At 69.3% G+C, this 24,339-nt stretch carries 30 protein-coding genes, 1 pseudogene and 1 riboswitch; of the genes and pseudogenes, 7 read left to right on the plus strand and 24 right to left on the minus strand.

Features of this window, described 5'->3' with window-relative positions; all coding sequences use genetic code 11:
- Nucleotides 1–3 precede the first annotated feature (3 nt).
- The 12 genes from V8688_RS14280 to V8688_RS14335 form a co-directional block, all read right to left on the minus strand.
- Nucleotides 4–294: a hypothetical protein gene (locus V8688_RS14280; RefSeq protein WP_342800999.1), complete on the minus strand. Its 291-nt coding sequence runs from the start codon at nucleotides 292–294 to the stop codon at nucleotides 4–6.
- On the minus strand, nucleotides 291–1,328 hold the full coding sequence (locus V8688_RS14285; RefSeq protein WP_342801000.1) for a hypothetical protein: 1,038 nt from the start codon (nucleotides 1,326–1,328) through the stop codon (nucleotides 291–293). The genes V8688_RS14280 and V8688_RS14285 overlap by 4 nt, the downstream gene beginning before the upstream one ends.
- Nucleotides 1,325–2,179: a PD-(D/E)XK nuclease-like domain-containing protein gene (locus V8688_RS14290; protein ID WP_342801001.1), complete on the minus strand. Its 855-nt coding sequence runs from the start codon at nucleotides 2,177–2,179 to the stop codon at nucleotides 1,325–1,327. The genes V8688_RS14285 and V8688_RS14290 overlap by 4 nt, the downstream gene beginning before the upstream one ends.
- Entirely contained in the window at nucleotides 2,176–2,712 is a 537-nt protein-coding gene (locus tag V8688_RS14295) for a WhiB family transcriptional regulator (protein WP_342801002.1), read from the minus strand. The genes V8688_RS14290 and V8688_RS14295 overlap by 4 nt, the downstream gene beginning before the upstream one ends.
- Nucleotides 2,712–2,951, minus strand: a complete 240-nt coding sequence (locus V8688_RS14300) for a hypothetical protein (protein ID WP_342801003.1) — start codon at nucleotides 2,949–2,951, stop codon at nucleotides 2,712–2,714. Before V8688_RS14300 ends, V8688_RS14295 begins: the two co-directional genes overlap by 1 nt.
- Nucleotides 2,951–3,235 carry a hypothetical protein gene (locus V8688_RS14305; protein ID WP_342801004.1) on the minus strand — a complete coding sequence of 95 codons (285 nt, stop codon included), beginning with the start codon at nucleotides 3,233–3,235 and terminating at the stop codon, nucleotides 2,951–2,953. The genes V8688_RS14300 and V8688_RS14305 overlap by 1 nt, the downstream gene beginning before the upstream one ends.
- On the minus strand, nucleotides 3,232–3,492 hold the full coding sequence (locus tag V8688_RS14310; protein WP_342801005.1) for a hypothetical protein: 261 nt from the start codon (nucleotides 3,490–3,492) through the stop codon (nucleotides 3,232–3,234). Before V8688_RS14310 ends, V8688_RS14305 begins: the two co-directional genes overlap by 4 nt.
- Complete coding sequence (locus V8688_RS14315) at nucleotides 3,489–3,860, minus strand: hypothetical protein (protein WP_342801006.1); 372 nt, start codon at nucleotides 3,858–3,860, stop codon at nucleotides 3,489–3,491. The genes V8688_RS14310 and V8688_RS14315 overlap by 4 nt, the downstream gene beginning before the upstream one ends.
- Entirely contained in the window at nucleotides 3,857–4,303 is a 447-nt protein-coding gene (locus V8688_RS14320) for a hypothetical protein (RefSeq protein ID WP_342801007.1), read from the minus strand. Before V8688_RS14320 ends, V8688_RS14315 begins: the two co-directional genes overlap by 4 nt.
- Before the next feature lie 72 nt (nucleotides 4,304–4,375).
- A complete protein-coding gene (locus V8688_RS14325; RefSeq protein ID WP_342801008.1) occupies nucleotides 4,376–4,630 on the minus strand; it encodes a hypothetical protein in 255 nt (84 codons plus the stop codon).
- On the minus strand, nucleotides 4,627–4,791 hold the full coding sequence (locus V8688_RS14330; RefSeq protein WP_342801009.1) for a hypothetical protein: 165 nt from the start codon (nucleotides 4,789–4,791) through the stop codon (nucleotides 4,627–4,629). Before V8688_RS14330 ends, V8688_RS14325 begins: the two co-directional genes overlap by 4 nt.
- Nucleotides 4,788–5,015 (minus strand): hypothetical protein, encoded by a 228-nt coding sequence (locus V8688_RS14335; RefSeq protein WP_342801010.1) that lies wholly within the window; start codon nucleotides 5,013–5,015, stop codon nucleotides 4,788–4,790. Before V8688_RS14335 ends, V8688_RS14330 begins: the two co-directional genes overlap by 4 nt.
- Before the next feature lie 119 nt (nucleotides 5,016–5,134).
- Here V8688_RS14335 and V8688_RS14340 point away from each other — a divergent pair, with 119 nt between their 5' ends.
- The gene (locus tag V8688_RS14340; protein ID WP_342801011.1) at nucleotides 5,135–5,398 is read left to right on the plus strand and encodes a helix-turn-helix transcriptional regulator; all 264 of its coding nucleotides are present in this window, start codon (nucleotides 5,135–5,137) and stop codon (nucleotides 5,396–5,398) included.
- Between the two features lie 301 nt (nucleotides 5,399–5,699).
- Here V8688_RS14340 and V8688_RS14345 read toward each other — a convergent pair whose 3' ends face one another.
- From V8688_RS14345 to V8688_RS14380, 8 genes are all read right to left on the minus strand, one after another.
- Nucleotides 5,700–7,058, minus strand: a complete 1,359-nt coding sequence (locus V8688_RS14345) for a recombinase family protein (protein WP_342801012.1) — start codon at nucleotides 7,056–7,058, stop codon at nucleotides 5,700–5,702.
- Nucleotides 7,055–9,880, minus strand: a complete 2,826-nt coding sequence (gene gcvP, locus V8688_RS14350; protein ID WP_342801013.1) for an aminomethyl-transferring glycine dehydrogenase — start codon at nucleotides 9,878–9,880, stop codon at nucleotides 7,055–7,057. Before gcvP ends, V8688_RS14345 begins: the two co-directional genes overlap by 4 nt.
- 158 nt (nucleotides 9,881–10,038) lie before the next feature.
- Nucleotides 10,039–10,138, minus strand: a riboswitch (glycine riboswitch).
- A 75-nt stretch (nucleotides 10,139–10,213) separates the two neighbouring features.
- Nucleotides 10,214–10,771, minus strand: coding sequence for a MerR family transcriptional regulator (locus V8688_RS14355; protein WP_218716388.1), 558 nt, complete (start codon nucleotides 10,769–10,771; stop codon nucleotides 10,214–10,216).
- 169 nt (nucleotides 10,772–10,940) lie between these two features.
- Nucleotides 10,941–11,414 (minus strand): bifunctional nuclease family protein, encoded by a 474-nt coding sequence (locus tag V8688_RS14360; protein ID WP_019046780.1) that lies wholly within the window; start codon nucleotides 11,412–11,414, stop codon nucleotides 10,941–10,943.
- Between the two features lie 156 nt (nucleotides 11,415–11,570).
- A complete protein-coding gene (locus V8688_RS14365; RefSeq protein ID WP_218716389.1) occupies nucleotides 11,571–12,356 on the minus strand; it encodes a MerR family transcriptional regulator in 786 nt (261 codons plus the stop codon).
- A 70-nt stretch (nucleotides 12,357–12,426) separates the two neighbouring features.
- On the minus strand, nucleotides 12,427–12,912 hold the full coding sequence (locus V8688_RS14370) for an FHA domain-containing protein (protein ID WP_110041099.1): 486 nt from the start codon (nucleotides 12,910–12,912) through the stop codon (nucleotides 12,427–12,429).
- A gap of 179 nt (nucleotides 12,913–13,091) precedes the next feature.
- The gene (gene gcvH, locus V8688_RS14375; RefSeq protein WP_316574680.1) at nucleotides 13,092–13,490 is read right to left on the minus strand and encodes a glycine cleavage system protein GcvH; all 399 of its coding nucleotides are present in this window, start codon (nucleotides 13,488–13,490) and stop codon (nucleotides 13,092–13,094) included.
- A 42-nt stretch (nucleotides 13,491–13,532) separates the two neighbouring features.
- Nucleotides 13,533–14,168, minus strand: coding sequence for a CDP-alcohol phosphatidyltransferase family protein (locus V8688_RS14380; protein WP_218716391.1), 636 nt, complete (start codon nucleotides 14,166–14,168; stop codon nucleotides 13,533–13,535).
- A 122-nt stretch (nucleotides 14,169–14,290) separates the two neighbouring features.
- On the opposite strand from V8688_RS14380, the gene V8688_RS14385 reads away from it, so the two are divergent.
- The 3 genes from V8688_RS14385 to V8688_RS14395 all read left to right on the plus strand — a co-directional run bounded on the left by V8688_RS14385 (nucleotide 14,291) and on the right by V8688_RS14395 (nucleotide 17,311).
- Nucleotides 14,291–15,679, plus strand: a complete 1,389-nt coding sequence (locus tag V8688_RS14385; protein WP_218716392.1) for a DUF2252 domain-containing protein — start codon at nucleotides 14,291–14,293, stop codon at nucleotides 15,677–15,679.
- 112 nt (nucleotides 15,680–15,791) lie between these two features.
- Complete coding sequence (locus tag V8688_RS14390) at nucleotides 15,792–16,670, plus strand: nuclease-related domain-containing protein (RefSeq protein ID WP_308248354.1); 879 nt, start codon at nucleotides 15,792–15,794, stop codon at nucleotides 16,668–16,670.
- Nucleotides 16,671–16,702: 32 nt separating this feature from the next.
- A complete protein-coding gene (locus V8688_RS14395) occupies nucleotides 16,703–17,311 on the plus strand; it encodes a phosphatase PAP2 family protein (RefSeq protein WP_342801014.1) in 609 nt (202 codons plus the stop codon).
- Here the strand turns inward: V8688_RS14395 and V8688_RS14400 are convergent.
- The 4 genes from V8688_RS14400 to V8688_RS14415 form a co-directional block, all read right to left on the minus strand.
- A complete protein-coding gene (locus V8688_RS14400; RefSeq protein ID WP_255586831.1) occupies nucleotides 17,308–19,239 on the minus strand; it encodes an acyl-CoA dehydrogenase in 1,932 nt (643 codons plus the stop codon). The genes V8688_RS14395 and V8688_RS14400 overlap by 4 nt on opposite strands.
- A 74-nt stretch (nucleotides 19,240–19,313) precedes the next feature.
- Nucleotides 19,314–20,288, minus strand: coding sequence for an NAD-dependent epimerase/dehydratase family protein (locus V8688_RS14405; protein ID WP_218716394.1), 975 nt, complete (start codon nucleotides 20,286–20,288; stop codon nucleotides 19,314–19,316).
- Nucleotides 20,285–21,463 carry an NADH:flavin oxidoreductase gene (locus tag V8688_RS14410; protein ID WP_218716395.1) on the minus strand — a complete coding sequence of 393 codons (1,179 nt, stop codon included), beginning with the start codon at nucleotides 21,461–21,463 and terminating at the stop codon, nucleotides 20,285–20,287. Before V8688_RS14410 ends, V8688_RS14405 begins: the two co-directional genes overlap by 4 nt.
- Entirely contained in the window at nucleotides 21,460–22,041 is a 582-nt protein-coding gene (locus V8688_RS14415; protein WP_218716396.1) for a TetR/AcrR family transcriptional regulator, read from the minus strand. Before V8688_RS14415 ends, V8688_RS14410 begins: the two co-directional genes overlap by 4 nt.
- Nucleotides 22,042–22,159: 118 nt before the next feature.
- On the opposite strand from V8688_RS14415, the gene V8688_RS14420 reads away from it, so the two are divergent.
- The 3 genes and pseudogenes from V8688_RS14420 to V8688_RS14430 all read left to right on the plus strand — a co-directional run.
- Complete coding sequence (locus V8688_RS14420) at nucleotides 22,160–22,807, plus strand: TetR family transcriptional regulator (protein ID WP_308248356.1); 648 nt, start codon at nucleotides 22,160–22,162, stop codon at nucleotides 22,805–22,807.
- Nucleotides 22,808–22,810: 3 nt separating this feature from the next.
- Nucleotides 22,811–23,746: an ABC transporter ATP-binding protein gene (locus V8688_RS14425; RefSeq protein ID WP_218716397.1), complete on the plus strand. Its 936-nt coding sequence runs from the start codon at nucleotides 22,811–22,813 to the stop codon at nucleotides 23,744–23,746.
- Nucleotides 23,743–24,339 (plus strand): annotated as a pseudogene (locus V8688_RS14430) (ABC transporter permease); the annotation flags it as partial. The gene V8688_RS14425 and the pseudogene V8688_RS14430, both read left to right, overlap by 4 nt.

Here is a 24,339-nt window from a genome sequence, read left to right on the forward strand (position 1 = left end):
TTCTCACTGGTCCTCACCGCCCCGTGCCTGCTGCGCGGTCGCCTTGACGGTGTCGCCGAGGTCGGAGACCAGGCGATGCACGAGGCCGGGATCGGTCATCCCGTAGGCAGATCCGGCGAGCAGGGTCGCGGTGTGCTGCGCGTCGACGAGCTCGCCGAGACGGGCCTCGATGGCGAGCAAGGCGGCGGCAATGGCCGCGCTGGCGAATGCCGTTGCGGCCTGGTCACTATCGGCGCGCTCAATGCGGCTCAGCGCCGCAGTGGCAGCAATACGGTGCTGGTCGGCGGTGCTCACTGCGCACCCCCGGCGGTCTCGTTTCCGGCGTCGTCGGTCAGCCCGACCTCGCCCAGCAGCTCGCCGAGGCGCTTCAACTGGGAGTCGTTGGCCGGGCCGTCGTCGGGCGGCGCGACATCGCCCGAGGGCGCGCTGTCGGGCTGCTCGGCCGGTGCCTCCTCGGGCTTCGGCTCGTTCGCCGGCGCGCGCCGGGTGGTGCGCTTCTTACGGCCGGTGCTGGTGATCTCGGCGGCCGACACCCCGGTCTCGGGATCGCCAGCGGCGGGCGTGAACTCGTCGCCGATGGTGGTCTCGCCGCGCTTGATCGACGAGTAGATGACGCCGAGCTGCCCGACGTCGTGCCCGGTCCACGCGTTCGACGAGCTGCCGAGCTTGGCCTCAAGCTGGCTGACGCTGACGCCGATCTCCTCGAACACGCGGATGGCGTCGGCGACGCGCTGCGCGATCGGCTTGCCGCCGCCGCCTTCGAGGGTGGCGTCGCAGTTGGACTTGGCCTCCTCGACATACCAGGACGGCAGGACAGCGAGGATCATCTCGCGGAGTCTCCGAGCACCAGCGTTGGCGTTGTTCTCGTAGATGTCGCGCGTCTCGGTGAGCTTCTTCGCGCCGTCGCGGGTGTCGCGGATGTGCGGCACGATGAACGTCGTCGACGCACGCGCGTTGGTCTGCATATCCCATGCGTGCGCCAGCATCTCGGACTCGCCCTTGGCGTCGTCGCGCCGCAGCTCCTTGATGCCGTAGTCGATGTTCCCCCACGAGCGCGCCAGCTCGCGGGCGAGGTGGATCGACGGCCCGGTGACGTTCTCGCCGCCGCGCCGGAACCGGAAGTACGCGCGGCTCGCCACGCTCATTTGCGCGGTCGCGTCGCGCATCTCCTGCACCGCGGCGGCCCGGTTGCGTGGGCGCTGCTGAGCGACGGTCACGGCGGCCTGCACCTCGGCGACAGCGCGGGACTGCTCGACGACGGTCGCCTGCGAGGTGATCGACTGCCGGGCAACGGCGTCGGTCGGCTGGTATCGGTCGGGGTGGGTCATGATGCGAGCAGCTCCTCTGCGCGGTCGCGGGTCCATCTCGGGATAGAGACGGTTGGGATTTCGTGGCTGTCGTCGGGCCACTCGTCGGCGGCCATACAGCGGGCAAAGATCTCGATGGCGCGCCGGTTGCAGCGGCGGCCGAGGTCGACGTCGGCGGCGTCGATGCGGGCGATCGTGATCCGGTAGGGCGGCGTCTTGCGCTGCGTGATGAACACGAAGTCGGACACCTTGATGCCGAGCTCGAGCAGCCCGTCGACGTAGAACGGCTGCTGCATGAAATAGCCGTACTCGCCGGCGGATTTCGCGAACGCCCGGCGACCGGACGCCTTCGACGTCTTGTAGTCGACGACGATCCACCGGCCATCCGGCAGGCGTGTGAGCCAGTCGAGGCGCAGCCGCAGCCGCGCGCCGGTCGGCTCGTCGATCCACCAGCCGGACAGCTCGGGGTCACCCTCGGCGAGGTAGGCCCCGGCGAGCTCGTGATCGAGCGCGACCTTCGCCATGTCGCGGGCCTGCCGGTCCTCGCCGATCAGGATCGGCACCCGCCCGGCAGCGCGGATCTCCTCGCGCGCCTGCCGGGCATCCTTCGACCGCCAGTCCGGCGCGTCGACGACGGTGAGCTCGGCGCCCTTGCCGAGCACGTACAGGTGCGCGGCGTGCCCGAAGTCGAAGTCGGACTTCTCGACCCGCGGCTGATTGCGGAACTCGCTCGGGCTGTCGAACAGGATCGTTCTCGCGCCCGAGCTCGACAGGCTGTCGCGGTCGGAGTGGTACACCTCGTCCGGGACGTCCGGGTACAGACCCGGCTCGACCAGCGCCAAGGGCCGGGGTTCGATCAGTGCCAGCGTCATGCGTCCACCGCCCGGCGTATGGCGCCCGGGTTGATGTCGAGCACCCGGTCGATGACGTAGAGCGACGCGTGCGCGGATACCCCACGCGAGATCTTCGACAGCGTCGTCGTGTTCACGCCCGTCGCTGTGGCGATCTCAGCCAGCAGGAAACCCTGATTACGCAGCGATTGGAGGTGCCGACGGGCGTCTGTGGCGTCGGCCCGATCACTGCGCGCCGCAGCGGTGCAGTCGTAGCAAACCGAGATCCGGTTACCGGCGGCAATCGAGCCACCGCAGCGCTCACACTCCCTGGCGTCGAGGCCGAGGTATTTGCGCAGTTTCTCGCGCTCCTCGGGCAACCGGAACGCCGCCCGCACGCCACTGTCACCGGCGAGGTTGGCAGCCTCGCCGCACTTGCGACGGACCGGGCACCGCTTGCACACCTTGCGGGCGTCGACGGCGCTCGCGGACGGCAGCGGAAAGAACAGCTCGGGGTCCTCGTCTCGGCAGGCTGCCTTGTGTTCCCAGCTTGGAATCACGTGCTCGGTCGCCATCACGCCCCCTGAACGCTCTCGACTTCGAGCACCGCGACGATCTCCTCGTCGTAGGCGAACAGGCGCAGCCAGTCGTCATGCCGAGGCTCGGTGCCGTGCGTAGCCCGGTAGTCGGCCTCGGCTGCGGCGATCGCCTTGTACAGCTCGGCGATCGGCACGCCGTGCCCCCCGGGCAGTGCGCCGGGCACCGCGTACTCGGTCCGCCGGACGATGCGGACGCGCTTCTCGTAGATCGCCATCACACGACCCCCATCTGTCCATCGATCCAGCGGTCGCGGGCCCGGTCCTGCTCGGCGCCGGGGTCCGGACGGAAGGCGTCGGGGTCGCATTCGTCGCAGCCGCCGCCACCACACCAGCCGCACAAGGCCTCGTCGTCGGGCAGCTGCTCGCCGCCGAGGCCGAGCGTCGCCGACATCGCCGGATGCAGGGCGTCGTGAATCCAGTGCGCCGCCAGGAACACGAGCGCGCCAGCGACAGCACCGCCGCAGATAGCGACCTGGATGACGTGCGCGAGAGTGCTCACGGCTGCTCACCTGCCTTCATCCCGGCGAGCCGGGTAACCGCCACCGCGACCAGAGCGGCCAGGCAGTCAGCGGGCCACCGGCGGAGCGCGATGAGGGTGGTGGTGTCGTAGTGCTTGAGCGAATCCGCGGCGTGCCCGCACTCACAGGTGGTGACGGCCTTGATCAGCTCGTCGAGCTGCGCGGAGGCCGCTTCGTGCGAGCCCGCAACGGCCTCCCAGGTCTCGCCGCTGGTCGTCCTGTCGGTGTGTCTGGTCATGCCGGGATTTCCGATCGTGTGAGGGCGCGCAGGGCGGCGCGGCCCCGGTTGGCGCGGTGGATGCGGCGACGCAGGCGCGTTTTCGTGTGGGCGGCGCGCGCCCGCTCGATGTCGAGCTCGGCAGTCAGGCGGGCGATTTCGTCGCACTGGTCGGCGCGGTTGCGCTCTGCGGTGGCGATGCGCAGCACCGCGGCGGCGAGCACCTGGGAGAGGTTGTCGGGGTTCGACCCGTGCAGGCTGATCGCCAGTGCTACGAACGCTGAGTCGGTCTCGCCGCTGTGGGCGTTCGCCTCGACGAGGTCGCGGAGGCAGCACCGAGTGACGTCGTAGATGTGGGAGACCTGCGCGGACTCGTCGGGGTTCGTCATCGCGCACCGCCCATCGCGTCGGCCTGCGCCGCCCAGGTCATGCCGCAGTCGGCGCACCGGCCGTTCAGGCTGTCAGCGTGGCGGCATGCCCGCTGCACGAGGTCGAGGTCGTGCATCGGTCGACCGCCGCTCACCTCGATCACCTCGGCCAGCGCGGCGCGCGACAGCGGCAACGTCGGAGTCGGGTCGGCGGGCGCGGCGGGATACTTCGGCCGGTCCGGGTCGACCGTGGTGACGAGCGCCGCGCGGACGGCGGCGGCCGGGTCGGCGAACGGGATCGACTCCACCGGGGCGGCGTGGCGGCCGTACTCGGCGGCAGCCTTGCGCTCGGCGTTGATCCGCGCGGCGATCACGGCGACGGTCAGCACCGCGCCGAACCCAAGGGCGTGCCGCGGCGCGCTGCCGAAAATCTTGCCCACGATGCGGGGGATGAATTGGGACATCGGTACGATCTCCTTGTTCTGGTGGTTACTGGGACCGCGTCCGTCGAGTGGCTGCTCGGCGGACGCACTGGGTTACTGGGCTGGCAGGCCGCCCGACGCGTGGAGCGAGTCACCCGCGTCGGGCGGCGAGATCCCCGGATCGGAGCCCGGGGACGTATCGGGGCGGACGGCCGCGCAGGACGCGACGACACCAAGAAGAGTGAGCGCGAGGTACAGCGGCGAATTCCAGGCGAGCGCGCACCAGAACAGGACGACCGAGGCGAGCGGGACGCTGGCGCGGGCAAGGTCGGTGGTGAACGCGAGCGTTTGGCGGGTGGCGCTGGTCATGCTGCTGCCCTCCCGATCTGTGCGGCCGGGGCGGCGGCGAACGCGCGCCGAATGACGTGCTGCTGCTGAGCGCTGAGCGGCGGCGCCTCGGCGAGACGCGCGGCGATCCAGTCGGCGCGGCGCTGCTCGGCCCGCTCCTCGGCAGTGCGTGCGGCGCTCATGCGCGGAGGTCTTCCGGGAGCAGCTCGGACACCGGGCGCCCGATCACCTTCGCGAGCCGGTACAGCTCCAGCACGTCGAACGTCCTCGTACCGAGGCCGTTGCACTTGCGGCTGAGAGTGACAAGGGCAATACCGGACTCGTCCGCGGCCCGCCTGAGAGATACGTCAGCATCCTCGAGTGCGGCGAGTACGGATGCCCCGACTCGTGCGGCGATGTGTTCCATAGCGAACACTTTAGGTTCGAAAGCGAACACTTGGCAAGCGTTTCGGGTGGTCGGTTTTGAACAATTTCTGTTCGTGACCGCTTGCGCCGCCGATGGAACTAAGCCGATACTTACCGGCTATGGGGATGACAGTGGCCGAGGCCAACAAGGCGATCGGCGCGGAACTCCGCGCCGCTCGCGCGAAACGCGACTACAGCCGCGAGGAGCTGTCCGACCTCTCCGGCGTGCCCGTGATGACGATCCGCCGAGCGGAGGCCGGCACCGCAGCGATCAAGGCGCCGACGCTCATCGCACTATGTCGAGCACTTGAGGTCCCCGTCGGACCTCTGATGGATCTCGTCGCCGAGCAGATCGACAAGGCGGGAGGGCTGGATCCCGAGTAGCCCCCCGAACACCACCACCTCGGCCGGGAGCCAGACGGCGCGGGACGCGATGCGCGCCCGCGCCTCACCAGGACCGAAGCCGAGCGCGGACCTGAACCTCGCAGGCGCACAAACCTCTAACTTGCGGGCGATCTCCTCAGAATCGAGCATCCCGGTACCCCCGGTCGTCATCCGAAAAACGTGACACTAGTCATCGAACATACATTCGTTGATGGTTTGCCGGAAGAGTCTCCGCGAAAGTCCAGTTACCGCAACGGAACTCAAACGGCCCGTCGCAGTTAGTTCAATCTGGAATCAACCGCTAGCGCCACGCGATCTCGATCCCGTCGGAGTGGAAGCCCCGGCCGCCGTGGCGACCGGGGTGCAACGTGACCTCCATCAGGGCATCTACGATTGCGCGCTGACGGTCGATCGACAGTCCCAGCAGGGCGGCAAGCGTGTCACCTGCGCCGATAACGCCCTCGAACACACGGCGCTGCGCGGCGTCGAGGATCTGCGCCTCGGCCGCGTCGATCTTCTCGCGCAGTCGCGCTGTCGCGGTGCGCAATTGCGACGATGTCAGCTCGCCTTCTGCAAAGTCGGCCGCCAGCGCATCGAGCCGGGCCTGATGAGCGGTCACCTGCGCGCGGATCTCATCGACGTTGTCCACGTCGCGGGACACCAGCAATTCGGCGGCGTCGGGTTGCGCGAGCCGGGCGGCGGTCAATCGAAGAATGTGATCGTCGAATCCTGGCTGGTTTCGCGACAATGCGCACCGCCGGCACTTGTATGCGAGATACCCCCCAGATGTCCCTGTGCCGATCTTCGGAGCATCGGGGCACCGTCCGCAACGGAATAGCCCCGTGCCGAGGTAGCGGCGGCCGTAGTTCATCGGCCTACGTGCCGGGTCCGACAGCAGCGTTTGCACGGCCCACCATGTGTTCTCGTCGACGAGGCCCGGCTTCTCGGACTTCCCGACGATCTCGCCGTTGTAGGCCCGCAGACCGGCATACCGCGGGTTGCGCAGTGCCCTGCTGAGAATGGGCGATGTCCACAGGTTGCCGCGGGCGGTCGTATATCCGGCCGCCACCCAGCCACGGCAGATCGCGCGGACGCTGATGCCAGCGAGCACATCGGCGTATGCGCCGGCGACCGCTGGCCCGTGCACCGGGTGCGGATCGTCGTCGGCGGTGAATCCGAACAGCGTTTGCCCGACCGGACGCTTCCCGGACTGCGCCCGTTGCAGCGCCGCGGCCTTCTGCCGCGCGCTCTTCCGCTCCACCTCAGCCCGCGCGACGGCGCCTTTGATCCGGGCGAATAGCCTGCCGTTGTCGGTCGCTAGGTCTACGTCGCCGGTGACCGTTGCGAGTCGCAACCCGTAGCGGTCAGCGAGATCGATCAGGTGCTCGAGCTCGATCGGCCGCCGGTACAGCCGGTCGAGATCCCACACCACGATTGCCTGAATTAGGCCCGCCTCGATGTCTGCGAGCATCTGGGTGTAGGCCTTGCGTTTGCCGGTGGTCGCCGAGGTGTCGTTGTCGACGTACTCCACGGGCACCCAGCTGCGGGCCGCGCAAAGATCGATGCACGGCCCGCGCTGCCGGGCGATTGCGAGAAGGTTCTGTTCGCGATCGAGGGATTGCCGCAGGTAGACCGCGGCGTGGATCGAAGCTGCCGTCACTCCTCGATACTAAGCGCAGCAATATCCTCCATGGGCGGGCACGAGCAGACCAGATTGCGGTCGCCGAAGGCACCATCGATGCGACGCACCGGCGGCCACACCTTCGGACGGGTGTGCCCGATGCCGCGCGGGTAGACCGCGACCTCCCGGCTGTAGGGGTGGTCCCACTCGCCCACCAGGCTCGCCGCGGTGTGCGGCGCGCCGCGCAGCGGGTTGTCGGTCACCGGCCACACGCCCGCGCCGACCTGGTCGATCTCCCCGCGGATGGCGATCATGGCCGCGATGAACTCGTCGAGTTCCTCGAGGTTCTCGCTCTCGGTCGGCTCCACCATCAGGGTGCCCGCCACCGGGAAGCTCATGGTGGGAGCGTGGAAGCCGTAGTCGGCCAGACGCTTGGCCACATCGTCGACGGTGACGCCGGTCTGCTTGGTGATCTCGCGCAGGTCGAGGATGCACTCGTGGGCGACCATACCGTTCTCGCCGGTGTAGAGCACCGGGAAGTAGGCGTCGAGGCGGCGGGCGATGTAGTTGGCCGAGGCGATCGCGGTCAGCGTCGCCGCGCGCAGGCCCTGCGCGCCCATCATCCGGATGTAGGCCCAGGTGATCGGCAGGATCGAGGCCGAACCGTAGTTCGCCGCCGACACCGCGTGCGAGCCCGCCTCCCGCGGGTCACCGGGCAGGTACTGCGCCAGATGCGAGCGCACCGCCACCGGACCGACACCGGGACCGCCGCCACCGTGCGGGATGCAGAAGGTCTTGTGCAGGTTCAGGTGGCTGACGTCGCCGCCGAACCGGCCCGGACGGGCCAGGCCCACCAGGGCGTTGAGGTTGGCGCCGTCGACGTAGACCTGACCGCCGGCGTCGTGCACGAGCGCGCACAGCTCGGCCACCTCGTGCTCGTACACGCCGTGCGTGGACGGGTAGGTGATCATGATGCAGGCCAGCCGGTCGGCGTGGTCGGCGATCTTGGCGCGCAGATCGTCGAGGTCGACGTCGCCGTTCTCACGGCACTTCACGACCTCGACCCGCATGCCGACCATGGCCGCCGACGCCGCGTTGGTGCCGTGCGCGCTGGAGGGGATCAGGCAGGCGTCGCGGTGGTCGTCACCGCGATCGAGGTGGTAGCGGCGAATCGCCAGCAGACCCGCGTACTCGCCCTGGCTCCCGGCGTTGGGCTGCAGGCTCACCGCGTCGTAGCCGGTGATCTCCGACAGCCACTGCTCGAGATCGCCGATCAGTTTCAGGATGCCGGGCACGTCCTCGATGGGCGCGAACGGGTGCAGGCGCGCGAAGCCGGGCCAGGTGATGGCCTCCATCTCGGCGGTCGCGTTGAGCTTCATGGTGCAGGAACCGAGCGGAATCATGCTGCGGTCCAACGCGATGTCCTTGTCCGACAGCGAACGCAGGTAGCGCAGCATGGCGGTCTCGGTGTGGTGGCGGGTGAACGCCGGATGCGTCAGGTACTCCGAGGTTCGGGTCTCGATCGCGGCGGGCTGGGCACCGGCGCCCGCGTCGGGAGCCTGTGCGGTGCCGAAGGATTCGACGACGGCGGCCACGTGCGCGTCGGTGGTGGCCTCGTCACAGGCGATCGCGACGTGGTCGGCGTCGACCAGGCGCAGGTTGATCCCCTGCGACTTCGCCTTGGCGACAACGGCTTCCGCGCCGCCGGGCACATGCGCCAGCACGGTGTCGAAGAAGGTGTTGTGCACCAGCGCGGCACCGATCCCGGACGCGACCGCGGCCGCGTGCGCGTGCACCCGGCGGGCGATGGCGCGCAGTCCGTTCGCACCGTGGTAGCTGGCGTACATGGCGGCGACAATGGCCAGCAGCACCTGCGCGGTACAGATGTTGGAGGTGGCCTTCTCGCGGCGGATGTGCTGCTCGCGGGTCTGCAGGGCCAGGCGGTAGGCGGCAGCGCCGTCGGCGTCGACCGACACGCCGACCAGCCGGCCGGGCAGCTGCCGGGCGAAGGCGGTGCGCACCGCGAGGTAGCCGGCGTGCGGGCCGCCGAAGCCCATCGGCACGCCGAAACGCTGGGTGGTGCCGAAGCACACGTCGGCGCCCTGCTCACCGGGCGGGGTGATCAGGGTCAGGGCCAGCAGATCGGCACCGGCGGCGACCAGCGCGCCGCGCTCGTGCGCGGCGCCGAACAAAGCGGTCCAGTCGACGATCCGGCCGGACGCGCCCGGGGTCTGCACGATGACGCCGAAGAACTCGCCCTCGGGCAGCACGCCCGTCGACAGGTCGGCCTCGATGATCTCGATTCCCAGCGGCTCGGCCCTGGTGCCGATGATGGTCTTGGTCTGCGGGAACAGGTCGGCGTCGAGCAGCAGCCGGTTCGACGGGGACTTGCCCGCGCGGCGCAGCAGCGTCATCGCCTCGGCGGCGGCGGTGGCCTCGTCGAGCATCGAGGCGTTGGCGACATCCATGCCGGTCAGGTCCGAGACCATGGTCTGGAAGTTGAGCAGCGCTTCGAGGCGGCCCTGGCTGATCTCGGGCTGGTAGGGGGTGTAGGCGGTGTACCAGGCCGGGTTCTCCAGCAGGTTGCGCACCAGCACCGGCGGGGTCAGCGTGTCGTAGTAGCCCAGGCCGATCATCGAGGTGGCGACGGTGTTGGAGTGCGCCAGCGCGGCCAGTTCGGCGAGCACTTCGTGCTCGGTGCCGGGCGCGGGCAGCGCGCCCAGGCCGGACTCGTCGAGGATGGTCGCGGGCAGTGCCGTGGTCGCCAGCGCGTCGAGGGACTCGACGCCGACGGTCGCGAGGATCCGGGCGAGTTCGCCGGAATCGGGTCCGATGTGGCGGTCGGCGAACGAACGGGTCACGGCAGCTCCAAGGTCGGGCGGGTCGACCAGGTGGTCGACGGGTACCAGCCCTCCCCCTCTGTCGTGGCGCCTGAGAGATTCGGTGACCCGACCGCGGACGGCCGTGCCCCTTTCCCCGTGGGCGGGCAGCCAGAAGCCACCGCTTTCCAGAGGCGTCGAATCACCGTGCGGTCCCTGTTGCCTGAGAGATTGACGGGGAGGTGCTGCTCCTTCGGCGCCCGGACTCTCACGAATCCAGGACTCTCCCGCACGGCGGCGACGCGTCATCAAGTCTAGATGCAGCAAACCCCCGGCCGCGCCACCTGGGGCACGCCGGGGGTGTAGTGCTCGTCACTACCCGGTCTTACGGTTCTCCCGCACCTTGCGGCGGTAGGACAGCTCGTCCTCGGGTCGATCGGTGATCTCGGTGGCCCGTTCGGCCGGGAAGTCGGCGATCGCCCCGGTCAGTTCCCGCATGGCGCCGCTGACCGCGATCCCGAAGACACCCTGCCCGCCCTGCAGTAAATCGACGACTTCCTCGGGCGAGGTGCACTCGTACACCGTGGTCCCGTCGGAGAACAACGTGATCCCGGCCAGATCCTGCACGCCGCGGCTGCGCAGATGATCGACGGCGATCCGGATGTTCTGTAAAGAGACGCCCGCGTCCAGCAGTCGCTTCACGATCTTGAGGACCAGGATGTCCTTGAACGAATACAGCCGCTGACTGCCCGACCCGGCGGCGCCACGGATCGACGGCACGACCAGCCCGGTGCGCGCCCAGTAGTCGAGCTGACGGTAGGTGATGCCCGCGACCTGACACGCGCTCGGCACCCGGTAACCGACCAGATCGTCCGGAACCGAGTCGTCCGGGAACAAGCCAGGCTGCACCACATCCTGCGATTGCTCTTCCACTGACCACTCCTTGCTCTGCCGACGTTCTCGCGTACCGGAGTCACGACGGATGTTGCCCGACTTTCGAGGTTACTCCTGCCATTGTCGGACCTGCACCGTTGTCGCACCAAGCACCGCGCGCGGCGATTCCCTCGACCTCTACTTCAGGTCTAGAAGATCGTGATGTGAATCAGCTGTCGGTGGCCTTGAAGTCGTCGGGCGAGACGGACTCGAGGAACTCCTTGAACTTCTCCACCTCGTCCTCGCGCTCGTCGGGCATCACCAGCCCGGCCTCGGCCAGGACCGGTTCCTCGGCGAAGATCGGGCAGCCAACCCGCAACGCGATGGCCACCGAATCCGACGGCCGCGCCGAGACCCGCAGGTCGCCGTCGAAGACCAGATCGGCGTAGAAGGTGCCCTCCTGCAGATCGACGATCCGCACTTCCTTGAGGGTGTGGCCGAGTTCGGTGATCAGAATCTTGATCAAATCGTGAGTGAGCGGACGGATCGGCGTGACGCCCTCCTGCTCGAGCACGATCGCGGTGGCCTCGGCCTGCCCGATCCAGATCGGCAGGTAACGCTCGCCCGCCGCTTCCCGCAGCAGCAGCACGGGCTGGTTCTGTGGCTGCTCGACACGGATGCCGATGACGCGCATCTCGCTCATGAGTTGTCTGCCTCCCATACTCGCCGCCGGCCGGCAGGACCGCTGCCCAGCTCGCCGTACCCATGAGTCTAGGCGAATTCCGGGCGGTGCAACGAGGACGCCCGAGCCGAAATCGGCGTGTTGCCGGGGTGATACCCGATCCGGCGGTCGGGTGTGTCAGTTGCCGAGGGCGGCCCGTACGGCCGCCTTCACCAGTGCCGCGTGCAAGTTCAGCGACAATGCCGCCAGTTCGCGGACGGTCTCCTCGGCGCGGGCACGCGCGTCGGCGTCGCGACTCTTGGCGATCGGCGCGGCGATCTGGGCGACCAGAGCCGCCTCGCGGTCGGCGGCCAGTTTGAACGCGCGCAGGTGCCGGGCTTCCAGACCGAACTCGGCCATCGACTTTGCCGCGTGCGCCAGCGTCACCGCGTCGGATTCGAAGAAACCGCCGGCACCGGGGACGATCAGTCCGGCGCGTAGCAGGTCGTCGAGGAAACGGTCGTCGATGCCCGCCTTGGCGAGCAGATCTGCCCGGGTGAGCCGGACCCCGACATCGACGCGCAATTCGTCGGGGGTGATCTCGCCGGGAACAACGCCCAGCCGACGCGGCGGCGCCGGCGTGGCCTCGCCGTCGGCACGCGCGGCGCCGGACAGCGACTGCCCGGCCTCCGCGGCGCTGTGGTGGGAGTGCGCCCTGGCACGCGCTTCACGCACGCCCAGGGTCGCCGCACCACTGTCGATCGCTTCGAGCTGCTCCTTGATCACCTTCAGCGGCAGGTACTGATCGCGTTGCGCGGTCAGCACGAAACGCAGCCGCTCGTAATCGGCCACCGAGAACCGCCGGTAACCCGACGGCGTTCGTTCCGGCCGGATCAGGCCCTCGGATTCGAGGAACCGGATCTTCGAGATGGTGATATCAGGAAAATCTGGTCGCAGCAGGTCGAGCACGGAGCCGATCGACATTCCTCCGCGCGCCCACTGCGCCGCCCCCGTCACAGCACTGCGCCCTTCACGGACACCAGCACCGTAGGGGTCATCGCGACCCCGCGCCCGACGCCGACTCGTTCGCCTGCGCGCGCGGACCGGTCAGGAAGACCAGCCGGAACTTGCCGATCTGGACCTCGTCGCCGTTCTGCAGCTCCGAGGAGTCCACCGGCTCCCGGTTGACGTAGGTGCCGTTGAGGCTGCCCACATCGACGACCTGGAACGAGTCGTCGTCCTGACGGAACTCCGCGTGCCGGCGGCTGACGGTGACGTCGTCGAGAAAGATGTCACTGTCGGGATGGCGACCGGCCGAGGTGGTCGGCTGATCCAGCAGAAAACGCGAGCCCGCGTTCGGGCCGCGCTTGACCACCAGGAGGGCCGCGCCGACCGGCAGGCCCTCGACGCCCTGCACCGGCTGTTCGCCGGTCGGCTCTCCGGAGCGCGACGCGTCGACCTCGTTGAGGAAGTCCGCGCGGAAGACCGACGTCGTCTCGGCCGCGGTCTCCCCGTAACCCGGGTCCCTGTTCTCGCTCACCGTTTCTCTCCTCCTCGAACCTGATTATCCATGCAAGCAGGTGCTGTATTCGGCGACACGACCGGCGCGATCACATCGCCAGGAAAAAAGATCCCGGCGTCGATTCCCCGACGTATCCGCTTGGCTTTGACCGTACCCTGCCGGGGCGTACCCGTGCAGGGAGAACTGTGAAGGCTTGCTCAGCCCCCGATAACTCCTTGATAACCCGCCGCATCCAGCAGTTCACCGAGTGCGGAATCGAGGGTTGCCGCATCGTCGAAGGCGAGCTCGAACAGCCAGCCCGCGTCGTACGGATCGCTGTTGAGCGTCTCCGGCTCCGAGACCAGATCCTCGTTCACCGCAACGACTTTCCCGCCCAGCGGGGCATAGATGTCGGAGACGCTCTTGGTCGACTCGACCTCGGCGATGCTCTCCCCCGCGGTCACATCCTTGTCGACATCGGGCAGCTGGACGAACACGACGTCACCCAGCTGTGACTGGGCGTAGTCGGTGATGCCCACACGAACCGCCGTGGGGCCGGTCCGCCGCACCCACTCGTGCTCTTCGGTGTAGCGCAGATCCTCAGGGGTCCGGGTCACAGGACGTCCTTTCGTCGTCAACGTTGCACGCAACAGTATCGACTAGCTCCCACGGTGCGGCACAGGCGGTATCGATCGCGCGACCGCGACCGCCAGCCCCGCGTAGAGCGCCCCCGTCCAGACGTAGAGCGCGGTGCCCCAGATCAGCAGTGCCCAGCCGAAGGCCCAGCCGAAACCCGCCCCTGCCCAGTCCATCTCCCCCGTGAGCAGCCACGGCAGGGCCGACATCAGCGCGAAGGTCGCCGCCTTGCCCAGGTAGATCACCTCGGGCGCGGGCAGGTCACGGCGCTTGTATACCGACAGGGTCACGGTGAGTACCAGATCGCGACCGATCAGGATCACGGCGATCCACCACGGGATCAGCCCGCGTGCGACGAACGCCACGAGTGTCGTCACGAGGTATAACCGGTCGACGAGCGGATCGAGCAGCGCGCCCAGCCGGGAGGACTGGTCGAGCAGACGGGCGAGTTTGCCGTCGAGGAAATCGGTGACACCGCTGGCGATCAGCAATGTGAACGCCCAGCCGTCGGCATGGCGGACCAGCATCAACCACAGGAATATCGGGATTCCGATCAGCCGGAGCAGGCTGAGCACATTGGGCACGGTCAGGATGCGGTCGCTGAACACGCCACCGGTTTCGGTGTCGTTGGTGCCCGGCGTTCCCGATTCGGTTGCCACGCCCCTGCATACCGCACCGACCCCTGATCGCGCCATCCGGCCACGCCGAAAATCGTCGGGCGTGTCCGATTGCCGCGCGGTCGCGATGCCCACCGCCCGCCGACCCGCTAGCCTGGGCAGTTGTGTCCGACAGTGGTCCAGATCTGCGCTCCTACGTCTCCGCCGAGGACGCCCGTGAGCGCGGCCGCGCAGCCCGGCAGCGCGTGCCCGTCGACGCCCGCGACCGGGCCGTCGAAAGCCCCGACCGGCCGACGGTGCTCGAGTTCGTCGAGGCGAGCAACCAGGGCCGGATCGAGCGGCTGATCCCGCTGCGGATCGGCCGGATGACCGCGTCCCCGTTCACCTTCTTCCGCGGCGCCGCCGGGTTGATGGCCGCCGACCTGGCCGCAGGCCCCGACAGCGGGCTGACCGCCCAGATCTGCGGTGACGCCCACGCCGCCAACTTCGGCCTCTACGGCACCCAGCGCGGCGAGATCGTGATGGACATCAACGATTTCGACGAGACCGTGCTCGGCCCGTGGGAGTGGGATCTCGAGCGGCTGGCCGCCAGCCTGGTGCTGGCCGGGCGGGAGAGCGGCGCCGACGAGGACGACTGCGTACGCGCCGCGCGCGACGCCGCCCGCTTCTACCGGCAGACCGCCGCCGAGCTCGCCGAGATGCCGTTCATGCAGTCCTGGACCGCGCTGCCCGACGAGTCGATCCTGGGCAAGGCCAAGGCCGACGACCTGATCGACGACTTCAAGAAGGCCGCCAAGAAGGCCCGCAAGAACACCAGTGCCAAGGTGGTGGCGAAGTGGACCGAGCACCTCGACGATCACGAGACCGGCATCAGCAAGCACCGCTTCGTCAGCGATCCGCCGATCCTGACCCCGGTCGAGGAGCCGGTCGCCGACGCCGTGATCGACGGGCTGCAGCGCTACGCGGGCACTATCCGCGAGTCGCGGCGTGCGCTGCTGGCGCGCTTCGCGGTCTCGGATGTGGCCTTCCGGATCGTCGGCACCGGCAGCGTCGGCCTGCACAGCTACGTGGCGCTGCTACACGGTAACGACGGCGAGTCGCTGGTGCTGCAGGTCAAGCAGGCCAGGCCGTCCGCGCTGGCGCCCTTCCTGCCACCGGTCGCGCCGCGGCACGAGGGCGAGCGGATCGTCGCAGGCGCGCGCAGCGTGCAGTCCGAGACCGACATCCTGCTCGGCTGGACCACCGTGGAGCTCGACGAGCCGCTGCCGTTCATCGTCCGTCAGTTCCGCAATCTCAAGGGCAGCATCGACCCGGCCGGGCTCTCGGCCGACGATCTCGACGACTACGGCAGGCTCGCGGGCGCGCTGCTGGCCAGGGCGCACTCGCGGTCGCTGGACCCGCGCACGCTGGCCGGCTATCTCGACGACGACGGCGAGGCGTTCGACGAGGCGGTGGCCGCCTACGCGGTACGTTATGCCGACCGGACCGAGGCCGATCACGCCGAACTGGTCGCCGCCGTTTCGGCGGGCAAGATCGCCGCCGAACCGAGCTGAACACCACCGGCATCCTGCCGGGCATCCATCGATTGTCGAGCTACGATGTACGCCAACGGTTCTCGGCCCGCGGCGCCAACGACCCAGAAGGGCGGACTCCATGCTCGTGCGCGTGCAGAATGCGGCAGGCACCGATGCCGAGCTGGCACTGATCGATTGGCTGCGCACGTGGAAGGATCCGTCCAGCCCGCACGGCGTCGCCACGATCAACTGCGGCCTGTTCCACAACGACCGGCTGCACCAGCTCGACGCGGTGGTGTGGACCCCGACCAGCTGCGTGATCATCGAGGCCGAGACCTTCGCCGTGGCGCAGGACGGCGTGCTGGAGATCCCGCTCAACGGCCCGTGGATGGTCTCCGGCGAGCTCGCCCAGTTCACCGGCGGGGAGAAGTCGACGCCGCTGGAGCGCTCACGGGAACACACCTTCGCGCTGCAGGACTATCTCGCCGCGCGCGGGCTCGGCCAGCGGGCGGTGCACGGGCTCGGCGTGATCGTGCCGCAGCCGGGCGCGCAGATCGACATCCACCAGGGCTGGAACGATCCGAGTTTCGATGTCATCGTCACCGACGATCCACACCGGCTCGAGCAGTACTTCGAGATGCTGGCCGCCAAGGAACACAACCTCTGGACGGCCAACGACATCGCCATCGCGTTCCGCGGGCTGGGCATCCTGCCGTTCCTGCCCGCCCCGCAGGACCTGCTCAACGAGGGTTTCCTGGGCCCGATCGACGTCACGCTGTGGCACGGTGGCCCCACCCAGGCCCAGGCCGAGCAGTATGCCGAGGAACAGGCCCAGCGCGAGCAGGAGCTGGCCTCGCGCGGGTTGGTGGCGCCCTGGTACAGCCCGTGGAAGCTGTACCCGCGGGTCGGCGGCGACCTGGACTTCGGCCGCGCGTTCCTGCGGATCACCCTGGCGATCGGCATGATCGTGGCGATCGTGTGGGTGCTGTGGTTCGTGGTGACCGCGGTGCTCACCTACGGTCCCGCCTGAGACAGCCCCGCGCGGCGGCTATCGTCGCATCGGTGATCGACCCCGCTCCCGCCCGGACCGCCACCGTCGTCCGCGCGACGGCCATCGGCGCGGGCACCGCGCTCACCGCCGCGCTCCCGCTGACCTTCCCCGCCGACGACGGACCGTCCGGACTGGACGCGGCCGTCGCCGACCCGATCGCCGCGACTGTCTCCCCCGGTCTGGCCGAGGTGCTGGTCGCGCCGAGCAACGCCCCGGTGGTGCTCGCGGTGCTGCTGGCGGCGGTCGGCTGGTTCGCGGTGCGCCGCCGGTGGTGGGCGGCGCTGACCATGCTCGTGGTGCCCGAGCTCGCCCTGGCGATCAACACGGTGGTGCTGAAACCGTTGTGGGACAGGCAGATGCACGACTACCTCGCCTATCCGAGCGGCCACACGGTCCACTTGGTCGCTGTCGCAACGACGTTCGCGTGTCTGGTGACAGCGCGCACCGCGCGCATCACGGTCGCGGCGCTCACCGTGCTCGCCCTGCTCGCGATCACGCCCGGCATGGTCGTCCTCGGCTATCACCGCCCCACCGATGTCCTCGGTGGGGCGGCCGCGGCGACCGCGCTGGTAGCGGCACTGTGTTGGCTCGCCGAGGCGCTGCGCGCCGCGGTGCGCTAGGTCCGGTCGAAAACGCTGGCGTCGTGCAGCATCTCGGCGCGCAGCATGGTCTCCGGCACACCCATCGCCTCGACCAGGGTCAGCGCGTCCGGCCGCAGCCGGTCGACGAGTTCGTTCACCCCGCGGCGCACCGCCTTGGCCCGCTCCACGGACATGAACCGGTGCATGATGTACCAGGACAGGTTCTCCTCCAGCGTCGAGTACACGTAGAGGTCGCAGACGGTCTCGGCGAGCGCCTTGGCGTCGGGGTCCTCGATCTCGGCGATCCCGTCGACGAATTCCTCGAGCACCAGCCGGTCGATGTGCGCGGCGCCGGCGGCGAGGATGTGGTCCTGGGCGTTGTTGAACGCCTCGAACGGGCCGGTGTCGGCCGCCCTGGCACGCAGCCGGTGCGCCGCTGTCCGCAGCAGGTAGTCCTCGCGATCGGCAAACAGCTGCAGCTGGACCGAGCGCTTGGACAGGTCGCCCTCGTCGACGGACTCGTCGGAGCGATCGCGCAGGGTCTGGATCAGCTGGCGCACCCCGGATCGCTTGCGCACCACGTCACCGGCCATGGTGGCGGCGAATTTCACCCAGCCCATGGCGTCGAGGTCGCGGACCTCGTCGGAGTAGGCGGTGAGCAGTTCCTTGGCGACGAGCTGGGTGAGGACGACATTGTCGCCTTCGAAGGTGGTGAACACATCCGTGTCGGCCTTGAGGGTGACGAGCCGGTTCTCGGTGAGATAGCCCGCACCGCCGCAGGCTTCGCGACATTCCTGGATGGCCCGGGTGGCGTGCCGGGTCTGGGCGACCTTGAAGCCGGCGGCGCGCTTCTCCAGCGCGCGCTGGGCGCCCGGCTCGATCTCGCGGCCGCTCTGTACGAGGTCCATCCGGCGCACCAGGTCGTTCTGGGCGAAGGCCAGCGCGAAGGACTTCGCGACCAGCGGCAGCAGCCTGCGCTGGTGGCTGCGGTAATCCATCAGCAGCGTTTCCGCGCCGGTGTCGGGATCGGCGAACTGGCGCCGGGCCAGCGCGTAGCGCACCGCGATGCTCAGCGCCACGCGCGCGCCCGCCGCGGCCGCGCCGCCGACGCTCACCCGGCCACGCACCAGGGTGCCCAGGGTGGTGAAGAAGCGGCGGCTCGGGTTCTCGATCTCGGAGGTGTAGGTGCCGTCGGGCTCGACGTCGGCGTAGCGGTTGAGCAGGTTCTCCCGGGGGATCCGGACGTGGTCGAACACGATGCGGCCGTTGTCCACACCGGGCAGGCCGCCCTTGAGCCCGTCGTCGTAGGTGGTCACGCCGGGCAGGTCGGCGCCGAGCTCGTCGCGGATCGGGACGAGCAGGCAGTGCACGCCCTTGCTCTCGCCACCCGTGATCAGCTGGGCGAACACCGCGGCCATCCGCGCGTGTACCGCCGCGCCGCCGATGTAGTCCTTGCGCGCCGACGGGGTCGGGGTGTGGATCACGAATTCCTGGGTGGCCGGGTCGTAGGTGGCCGTGGTCTCGAGATTGGCGACGTCGCTGCCGTGCCCGGACTCGGTCATCGCGAAGCAGCCGAGTAGATCCAGGGTGATCAGCCGCTTGATGTACTCGCGGTGGCGTTCGGTGCCCAGGTTCTCCACGGCGCCACCGAACAGACCCCACTGCACGCCGGATTTCACCCACAGGGACAGATCGGCGTAGGCCAGCATCTCCAACCCGGTCACGGCACCACCCGGATCGCCGGTGCCGCCGTTCTCGGAGCGGAAGCCACGCTCCGGATAGCCCATGGTCGCGATGACCCGCATCTGGTCGAGCACGCGGGCCCGCGCGGCGTGGATGTCGAGTTCGGGATCGCCGGTGAAGCGGTCGTCGGCGAGCTGGACTCGCGCCTGGTCTCTGACCTCGCGCCACGGTCCGTCCAGCGCTGCGCGGAGATGTTCTGCCGTCGTCGAAATGCCGGTAGCCATACTTCGACCATAATCCGTGCATCGCGCCCGGCGACGGATTCGCGTTCTCCCTCACATCGCGCCGACGCCGCGTCTCAGCCGAGGAACATGTCCCGCATCGACACTTCGGTGGGCCGCCAGCTCACGCCGAGCTCGCTCAGCGCGGCCGAGTCGTCGGTCGGGGTGTCGGAGGTGAGCAGCCACGCCGCCTCGTAGCCGAACGCGGCGTCGACCTCGACGAATCGCGAGGCGACGTCGGCGGCCCGGCCCAGCGCCCGGAACAGGCCGGGGCGCACCGGAATCCGGCGGATCCGCTGTCCGGACGCGGCGGCGAGCAGGTCGATGGCCGTGTCGAAGGGGACCTGGTGCCCGCCACACAGATACCGGCGCGGGCCCTGACCCGGCAGCATCGCCACCGCGTGCAGCTCGGCTACGTCGCGGACGTCGATCATCGCCATTCCGCCGTCGAGCCGGGGCGCGAATCCACTGCGCAGCATGGTGTTCCAGCCGCGCTCGGTGATGCCGCGGGTGCCGGCCAAACCCGGCCCGATCACACTCGAGGGGTAGGTGATCACCACCGGCGCACCGCTGCGCTGGAGTGCCCGCGCGACCCGGTCGGCGGCGGACTTGGTGCGACCGTAGGCGCTGCGCCCGGTCGCGGTGGGACTGTCCGGGGTCATGACCGGATCCGGGCAGGGGAACAGCGCACTGTAGCTGGCCACGTGCACGATGGGATCGAGTCCGGCCAGGGCCGCGCGGCACAGGATCTCCGCGGTGGCATCGACGTTGACCTGCCACATCAGCGATTCGCGGCGGTCGTCGGTGGCCACGATGCCTGCCGCGTGCAGCACCGCCGCGCAGCCGTCGAGCAGCGTGGTGATCGTGTCGCTGTCGCGCAGGTCGCCGCGCAGGACGGTGATGCGGTCGCGGTCCTGCGCGAATTCCGGCCACCATCGGTCCAGGGATTCGCCGGGGTGGACCAGCAGCTGGATCTCGTGACCGTCCGCGAGCAGCGCGGCGACCGTGGGCGCGCCGAGATACCCGGTGCCACCGGTGACGGCGATTCTCACGACAGGGTTCCCTCGGCGATCGGCAGCACACAGCGGGTGCCGGTGAAGATGGTCGGCATGCACTCGTTGCAGTGGGTGCAGGCGGCGGTGGTCGTGGTCTCGGCCGCGATCCGGCGTGGGAGATCGGGTTCGCACAGCAGGGCGCGGCCCATCGCGACGAACTCGAAGCCCTCGGTGCGGGCCAGGCGCATGCCGTCGTAGTCGGTGATGCCGCCGAGCAGGACCAGTGGCATGCGCAGGGCCGACCGGAACAGGCGGGCGCGCTCGAGCAGATAGGCACTGCGGTAGGGGTACTCGCGCAGGAACACCGGGCCGGCCACGCGCAGTCCCCAGCTCAGCGGCGGCCGGAAGGCGCGGGCGAAGGCCCGCCGGGGCGGGTCGCCGTGGAAGTAGAGCATGGGGTTGAGCAGCGAGCTGCCCGCGGTCAGTTCGAGCGCGTCGAGTGTCCCGTCGGCTTCCAGCAGCTGTGCGACCCGCACGGACTCGACCGGGCGCAGCCCACCGGCGACCCCGTCGTCCATGTTGAGTTTGGCCAGCACGGCCAGCCGGCCCCCGACCGCGCCGGCCACCCCCTCGGCGATCTGCCTGGCCAGCCGTGCCCGGTTGACCAGGCTGCCGCCGTAGTCGTCGCGGCGCCGGTTGAGCAGCGGGCTCAGGAAGGCGCTCACCAGATAGTTGTGGCCGAAATGGATTTCCACGGCGTCGAACCCGGCCTCCTCGGCCAGCAGCGCGCTGCGCACGTGCGCGGCGACCAGTTCGGCGATGCCCTCGGCATCGGGTCGCCGGGTCATCCGCATCCCCAGGGGGGAGAACAGTCTGCTCGGCGACAGCGCGGGCAAGCGATTGGACGCGGCGTTGGCCACCGGCCCCGCGTGCCCGATCTGGGCCGACGCCGCGGCGCCCTCGGCGTGGATCGCGTCGGTGAGCCGGCGCAGTCCCGGCACCGCGTCGGGTCGCATCCAGATCTGATGCCGGTCGGTGCGCCCCTCGGGCGCGACCGCGCAGTAGGCGACCGTGGACAGGCCGACACCGCCCGCGGCGATGCGGCGATGAAATTCCACCAGTTCGTCGGTGACCAGCGCGTCCGGGGTGCGGCCTTCGAAGGTGGCGGCCTTGATCACGCGGTTGCGCAGGGTGATCGGGCCCAGCTTCGCCGGGGTGAAGATGTCGGTCATCGCGCACCCGGCCCGTCGAGTCCGGCCAGCACGAAATCGCGCAGGGTGCCGACGCTGCCCTGCGACGGTGGGTGTCCCGCGCCGAAGCGCATGATCAGCACCTCGAACGCGAGCAGCCAGCGCCGCTGCGCCTCGGCGGGGTCGAGGTCGGGAAGGAATCGCACCCAGGTGTCGAGCTGGAACCAGTCCCCGGTCCAGCCCACGTCGCGCCGGCCCAGCACCAGTTCCGCGAGCAGCCGCAGGTACAGCCGGCCGCGCGGATCGGCGGCCAGGTCGGTCAGCGGTCCGATCACCGCGTCCACCACCTCGGCGAGTTCGGCCTCGCGCTGGGCCGCCGCGCCGAGTCGTTCGGTCCACAGCGGCGCCAGCCGGGCCTCGAGCAACGCGGCGACCAGCGCGTCCTTGCTCCCGAAGTGATAGTGCACCGCCGCCGGATTGGTCTCGGCCGCAGCGCACACCGCCCGCACCGAGACCTCCGTCGAGGGCTGCGCCAGCAGCAGTTCCTCCGCCGCGGCGAGCAGCCGCTCGCGTGTCTCCACCGAGCGCGCGTCGCGAGCCCTCGTCCCGAGTGATCCCATACCGGCAGCCAACCAGATTTCCATCACCGTTTCAATCACTATTTCAAACATTGATTGGAAAACTGGTCGCCGCGAAACCTTGCTCGTGGATTGAACGAGTGTTTAGTATATTGAACATGTGTTCAGCCAACAGCCCGTACCGCAAGGATCCTCCGCCGATCTGACGACCATGGCCCGCATTCGCGACACCGCGATCGACCTGTTCGGAGAACAGGGTTTCGGCGTCGGCGTCCGGGCGATCGCCGCGGCGGCCGGAGTGTCACCCGGCCTGGTGAACCATCACTTCGGTTCCAAGGACGGACTGCGCGCCGCCTGCGACGATCGCGTGCTCGAGCTCATTCGCGACGAGAAGCTGCGCGTCATCCGCACACAGGGTGCCGCCGGAATGCTCAGCGCCCTGGCCGAGATCGAGATCTACGCCCCGCTGCTCGCCTACATCCTGCGCAGCTTCCAAGCCGGCGGCGCGCTGGCCGAGTCCCTGCTCGAACACATGGTCGCCGACGCGCAGGACTACATGCAGGCCGCCGTCGAGGCGGGCCAGCTCAAACCGAGCCGCGATCCCGCGGCCCGGGCCAGATACGTCGTGCTCTGCCACATCGGAGCCACCAACCTCTATCTGCAGATGCGAATGCAGCGCGAGGGAAAGCTCGACTACCGCAAGGCGATCCGGGACCTGTCGGACCTGACCACCTTCCCGGCGCTCGAGCTCTACACCCAAGGCATGCTGACCGATTCGACTCTGCTCGACAGCCTCATCGAGGAGTAGACGATGCCCTCCCCCACCACCGATCGGGTCATCGAAGTCCATGACCTGCGTAAGACTTTCGGCCGATTCGCCGCGCTCGACGGACTGGACCTGCACGTCGGTCCCGGCGAGATCCACGGTTTCCTCGGCCCCAACGGCGCGGGCAAATCCACCACCATTCGCGTCCTGCTCGGCGTCCTGCGCGCCTCCGGCGGCGAGGCGGCCCTGTTCGGCCGCGACCCGTGGACCGACGCGGTCGCCCTGCACCACCGGATCGCTTATGTGCCAGGCGATGTCACGCTCTGGCCGTCACTGTCGGGCGGCGAGACGATCGACCTGCTCGCCCGGATGCGCGGCGGCATCGACGAGACCCGCCGCGCCGAGCTGATCGAGCGGTTCGAGCTGGACCCGACCAAGAAGGCCCGCACCTACTCCAAGGGCAACCGGCAGAAAGTCGCGCTGGTGTCGGCCTTTTCGGCGAATGCCGATCTGCTGATCCTCGACGAGCCGACCTCGGGCCTCGACCCGCTGATGGAGCAGATCTTCCAGGGCTGCGTCCGCGATGCCGCCGCCCGCGGGGCCACGGTACTGCTGTCGAGTCACATCCTGTCCGAGGTCGAGCATCTCTGCGATCGGGTGACCATCATCCGCGCCGGCCGCACCGTCGAATCCGGTTCGCTCGACCAGCTCCGGCACCTGAGCCGCACGGCGATCACCGCCGAATTGATCGGCGACCCGGGCGATGTCGGCGCACTGCCCGGCGTCGAGGACGTGGAACGCGACGGGTCGACCCTGCGCTGCCAGGTCGACGCCGATCACCTCGGCCGGCTGATCCAAGTGCTGGGCGACGCGGGCGTGCGCAGCCTCACCAGCGCACCGCCGACGCTCGAGGACCTGTTCCTGCGGCACTACCACGTCGAGGCCGACGACGCGGCCACCGGAGAGAAGGTGCGGGCATGACCACCATCGCCGCCTCCCCCGGGTTCCTCGGAACCACCCGCACCGCAGGGGAATTCGCGGGCACCGGGCAGATGCTGCGGCTGTACCTGCGTCGCGACCGGATCATCGCACCGCTGTGGTCGCTGCTGATCGGGCTGATGCCGGCGCTGCAGATCGTCTCCATCAAGGACCTCTACAGCACCCAGCAGCAGCTCGACAGCTTCGCCGCGACCACCGCGGCAAGTCCAGCGCTGCTGGCCATGTACGGCCCCGTGTTCAACTCCTCGCTGGGATCCATCGGCACCTGGAAGGCCGGGGCGATGTATTCGATGATCGCCATCGCGGCCGTGCTGACGGTCATCCGGCACACCAGGGTCGAGGAGGAGACCGGGCGTGCGGAGCTCGTGGGCGCCACCAGCATCGGCCGGTTCGCCGGGCTCACCGGTGCGCTGCTGCTGACCTTCGGCGCGTCGGCGGTGGCCGGGATCGCCTGCACCGCATCACTGCTCGGCACCGACCTGCCGGTCGCGGGGTCGGTGGCCTGGGGTGCGGCGCTGGCCGCCGCCGGCATCGTCTGGGCCGCGGTGGCCGCGGTGGCCGCGCAGCTGAGCAAC

The organism is Nocardia sp. No.11 (assembly GCF_038752175.1).
In the GTDB taxonomy this organism is placed as follows: domain Bacteria; phylum Actinomycetota; class Actinomycetes; order Mycobacteriales; family Mycobacteriaceae; genus Nocardia; species Nocardia canadensis.

Bases quoted from the DNA above. Each gene is read 5' to 3' on its own strand.
- V8688_RS14365 (WP_218716389.1), bottom strand. From the start codon at position 12,356: ATGTCGATCGGCTCCGTGCTCGACCTGCTGCGACCAGATTTTCCTGAT.
- V8688_RS14325 (WP_342801008.1), bottom strand. From the start codon at position 4,630: ATGACCAGCGCCACCCGCCAAACGCTCGCGTTCACCACCGACCTTGCC.
- V8688_RS14310 (WP_342801005.1), bottom strand. From the start codon at position 3,492: ATGACCAGACACACCGACAGGACGACCAGCGGCGAGACCTGGGAGGCC.
- V8688_RS14335 (WP_342801010.1), bottom strand. From the start codon at position 5,015: ATGGAACACATCGCCGCACGAGTCGGGGCATCCGTACTCGCCGCACTC.
- V8688_RS14410 (WP_218716395.1), bottom strand. From the start codon at position 21,463: ATGACCGACATCTTCACCCCGGCGAAGCTGGGCCCGATCACCCTGCGC.
- V8688_RS14295 (WP_342801002.1), bottom strand. From the start codon at position 2,712: ATGGCGACCGAGCACGTGATTCCAAGCTGGGAACACAAGGCAGCCTGC.
- V8688_RS14425 (WP_218716397.1), top strand. From the start codon at position 22,811: ATGCCCTCCCCCACCACCGATCGGGTCATCGAAGTCCATGACCTGCGT.
- V8688_RS14330 (WP_342801009.1), bottom strand. From the start codon at position 4,791: ATGAGCGCCGCACGCACTGCCGAGGAGCGGGCCGAGCAGCGCCGCGCC.
- V8688_RS14400 (WP_255586831.1), bottom strand. From the start codon at position 19,239: ATGGCTACCGGCATTTCGACGACGGCAGAACATCTCCGCGCAGCGCTG.
- V8688_RS14320 (WP_342801007.1), bottom strand. From the start codon at position 4,303: ATGTCCCAATTCATCCCCCGCATCGTGGGCAAGATTTTCGGCAGCGCG.
- V8688_RS14285 (WP_342801000.1), bottom strand. From the start codon at position 1,328: ATGACCCACCCCGACCGATACCAGCCGACCGACGCCGTTGCCCGGCAG.
- V8688_RS14315 (WP_342801006.1), bottom strand. From the start codon at position 3,860: ATGACGAACCCCGACGAGTCCGCGCAGGTCTCCCACATCTACGACGTC.
- V8688_RS14415 (WP_218716396.1), bottom strand. From the start codon at position 22,041: ATGGGATCACTCGGGACGAGGGCTCGCGACGCGCGCTCGGTGGAGACA.
- V8688_RS14340 (WP_342801011.1), top strand. From the start codon at position 5,135: ATGGGGATGACAGTGGCCGAGGCCAACAAGGCGATCGGCGCGGAACTC.
- V8688_RS14290 (WP_342801001.1), bottom strand. From the start codon at position 2,179: ATGACGCTGGCACTGATCGAACCCCGGCCCTTGGCGCTGGTCGAGCCG.
- V8688_RS14300 (WP_342801003.1), bottom strand. From the start codon at position 2,951: ATGGCGATCTACGAGAAGCGCGTCCGCATCGTCCGGCGGACCGAGTAC.
- V8688_RS14360 (WP_019046780.1), bottom strand. From the start codon at position 11,414: ATGAGCGAGATGCGCGTCATCGGCATCCGTGTCGAGCAGCCACAGAAC.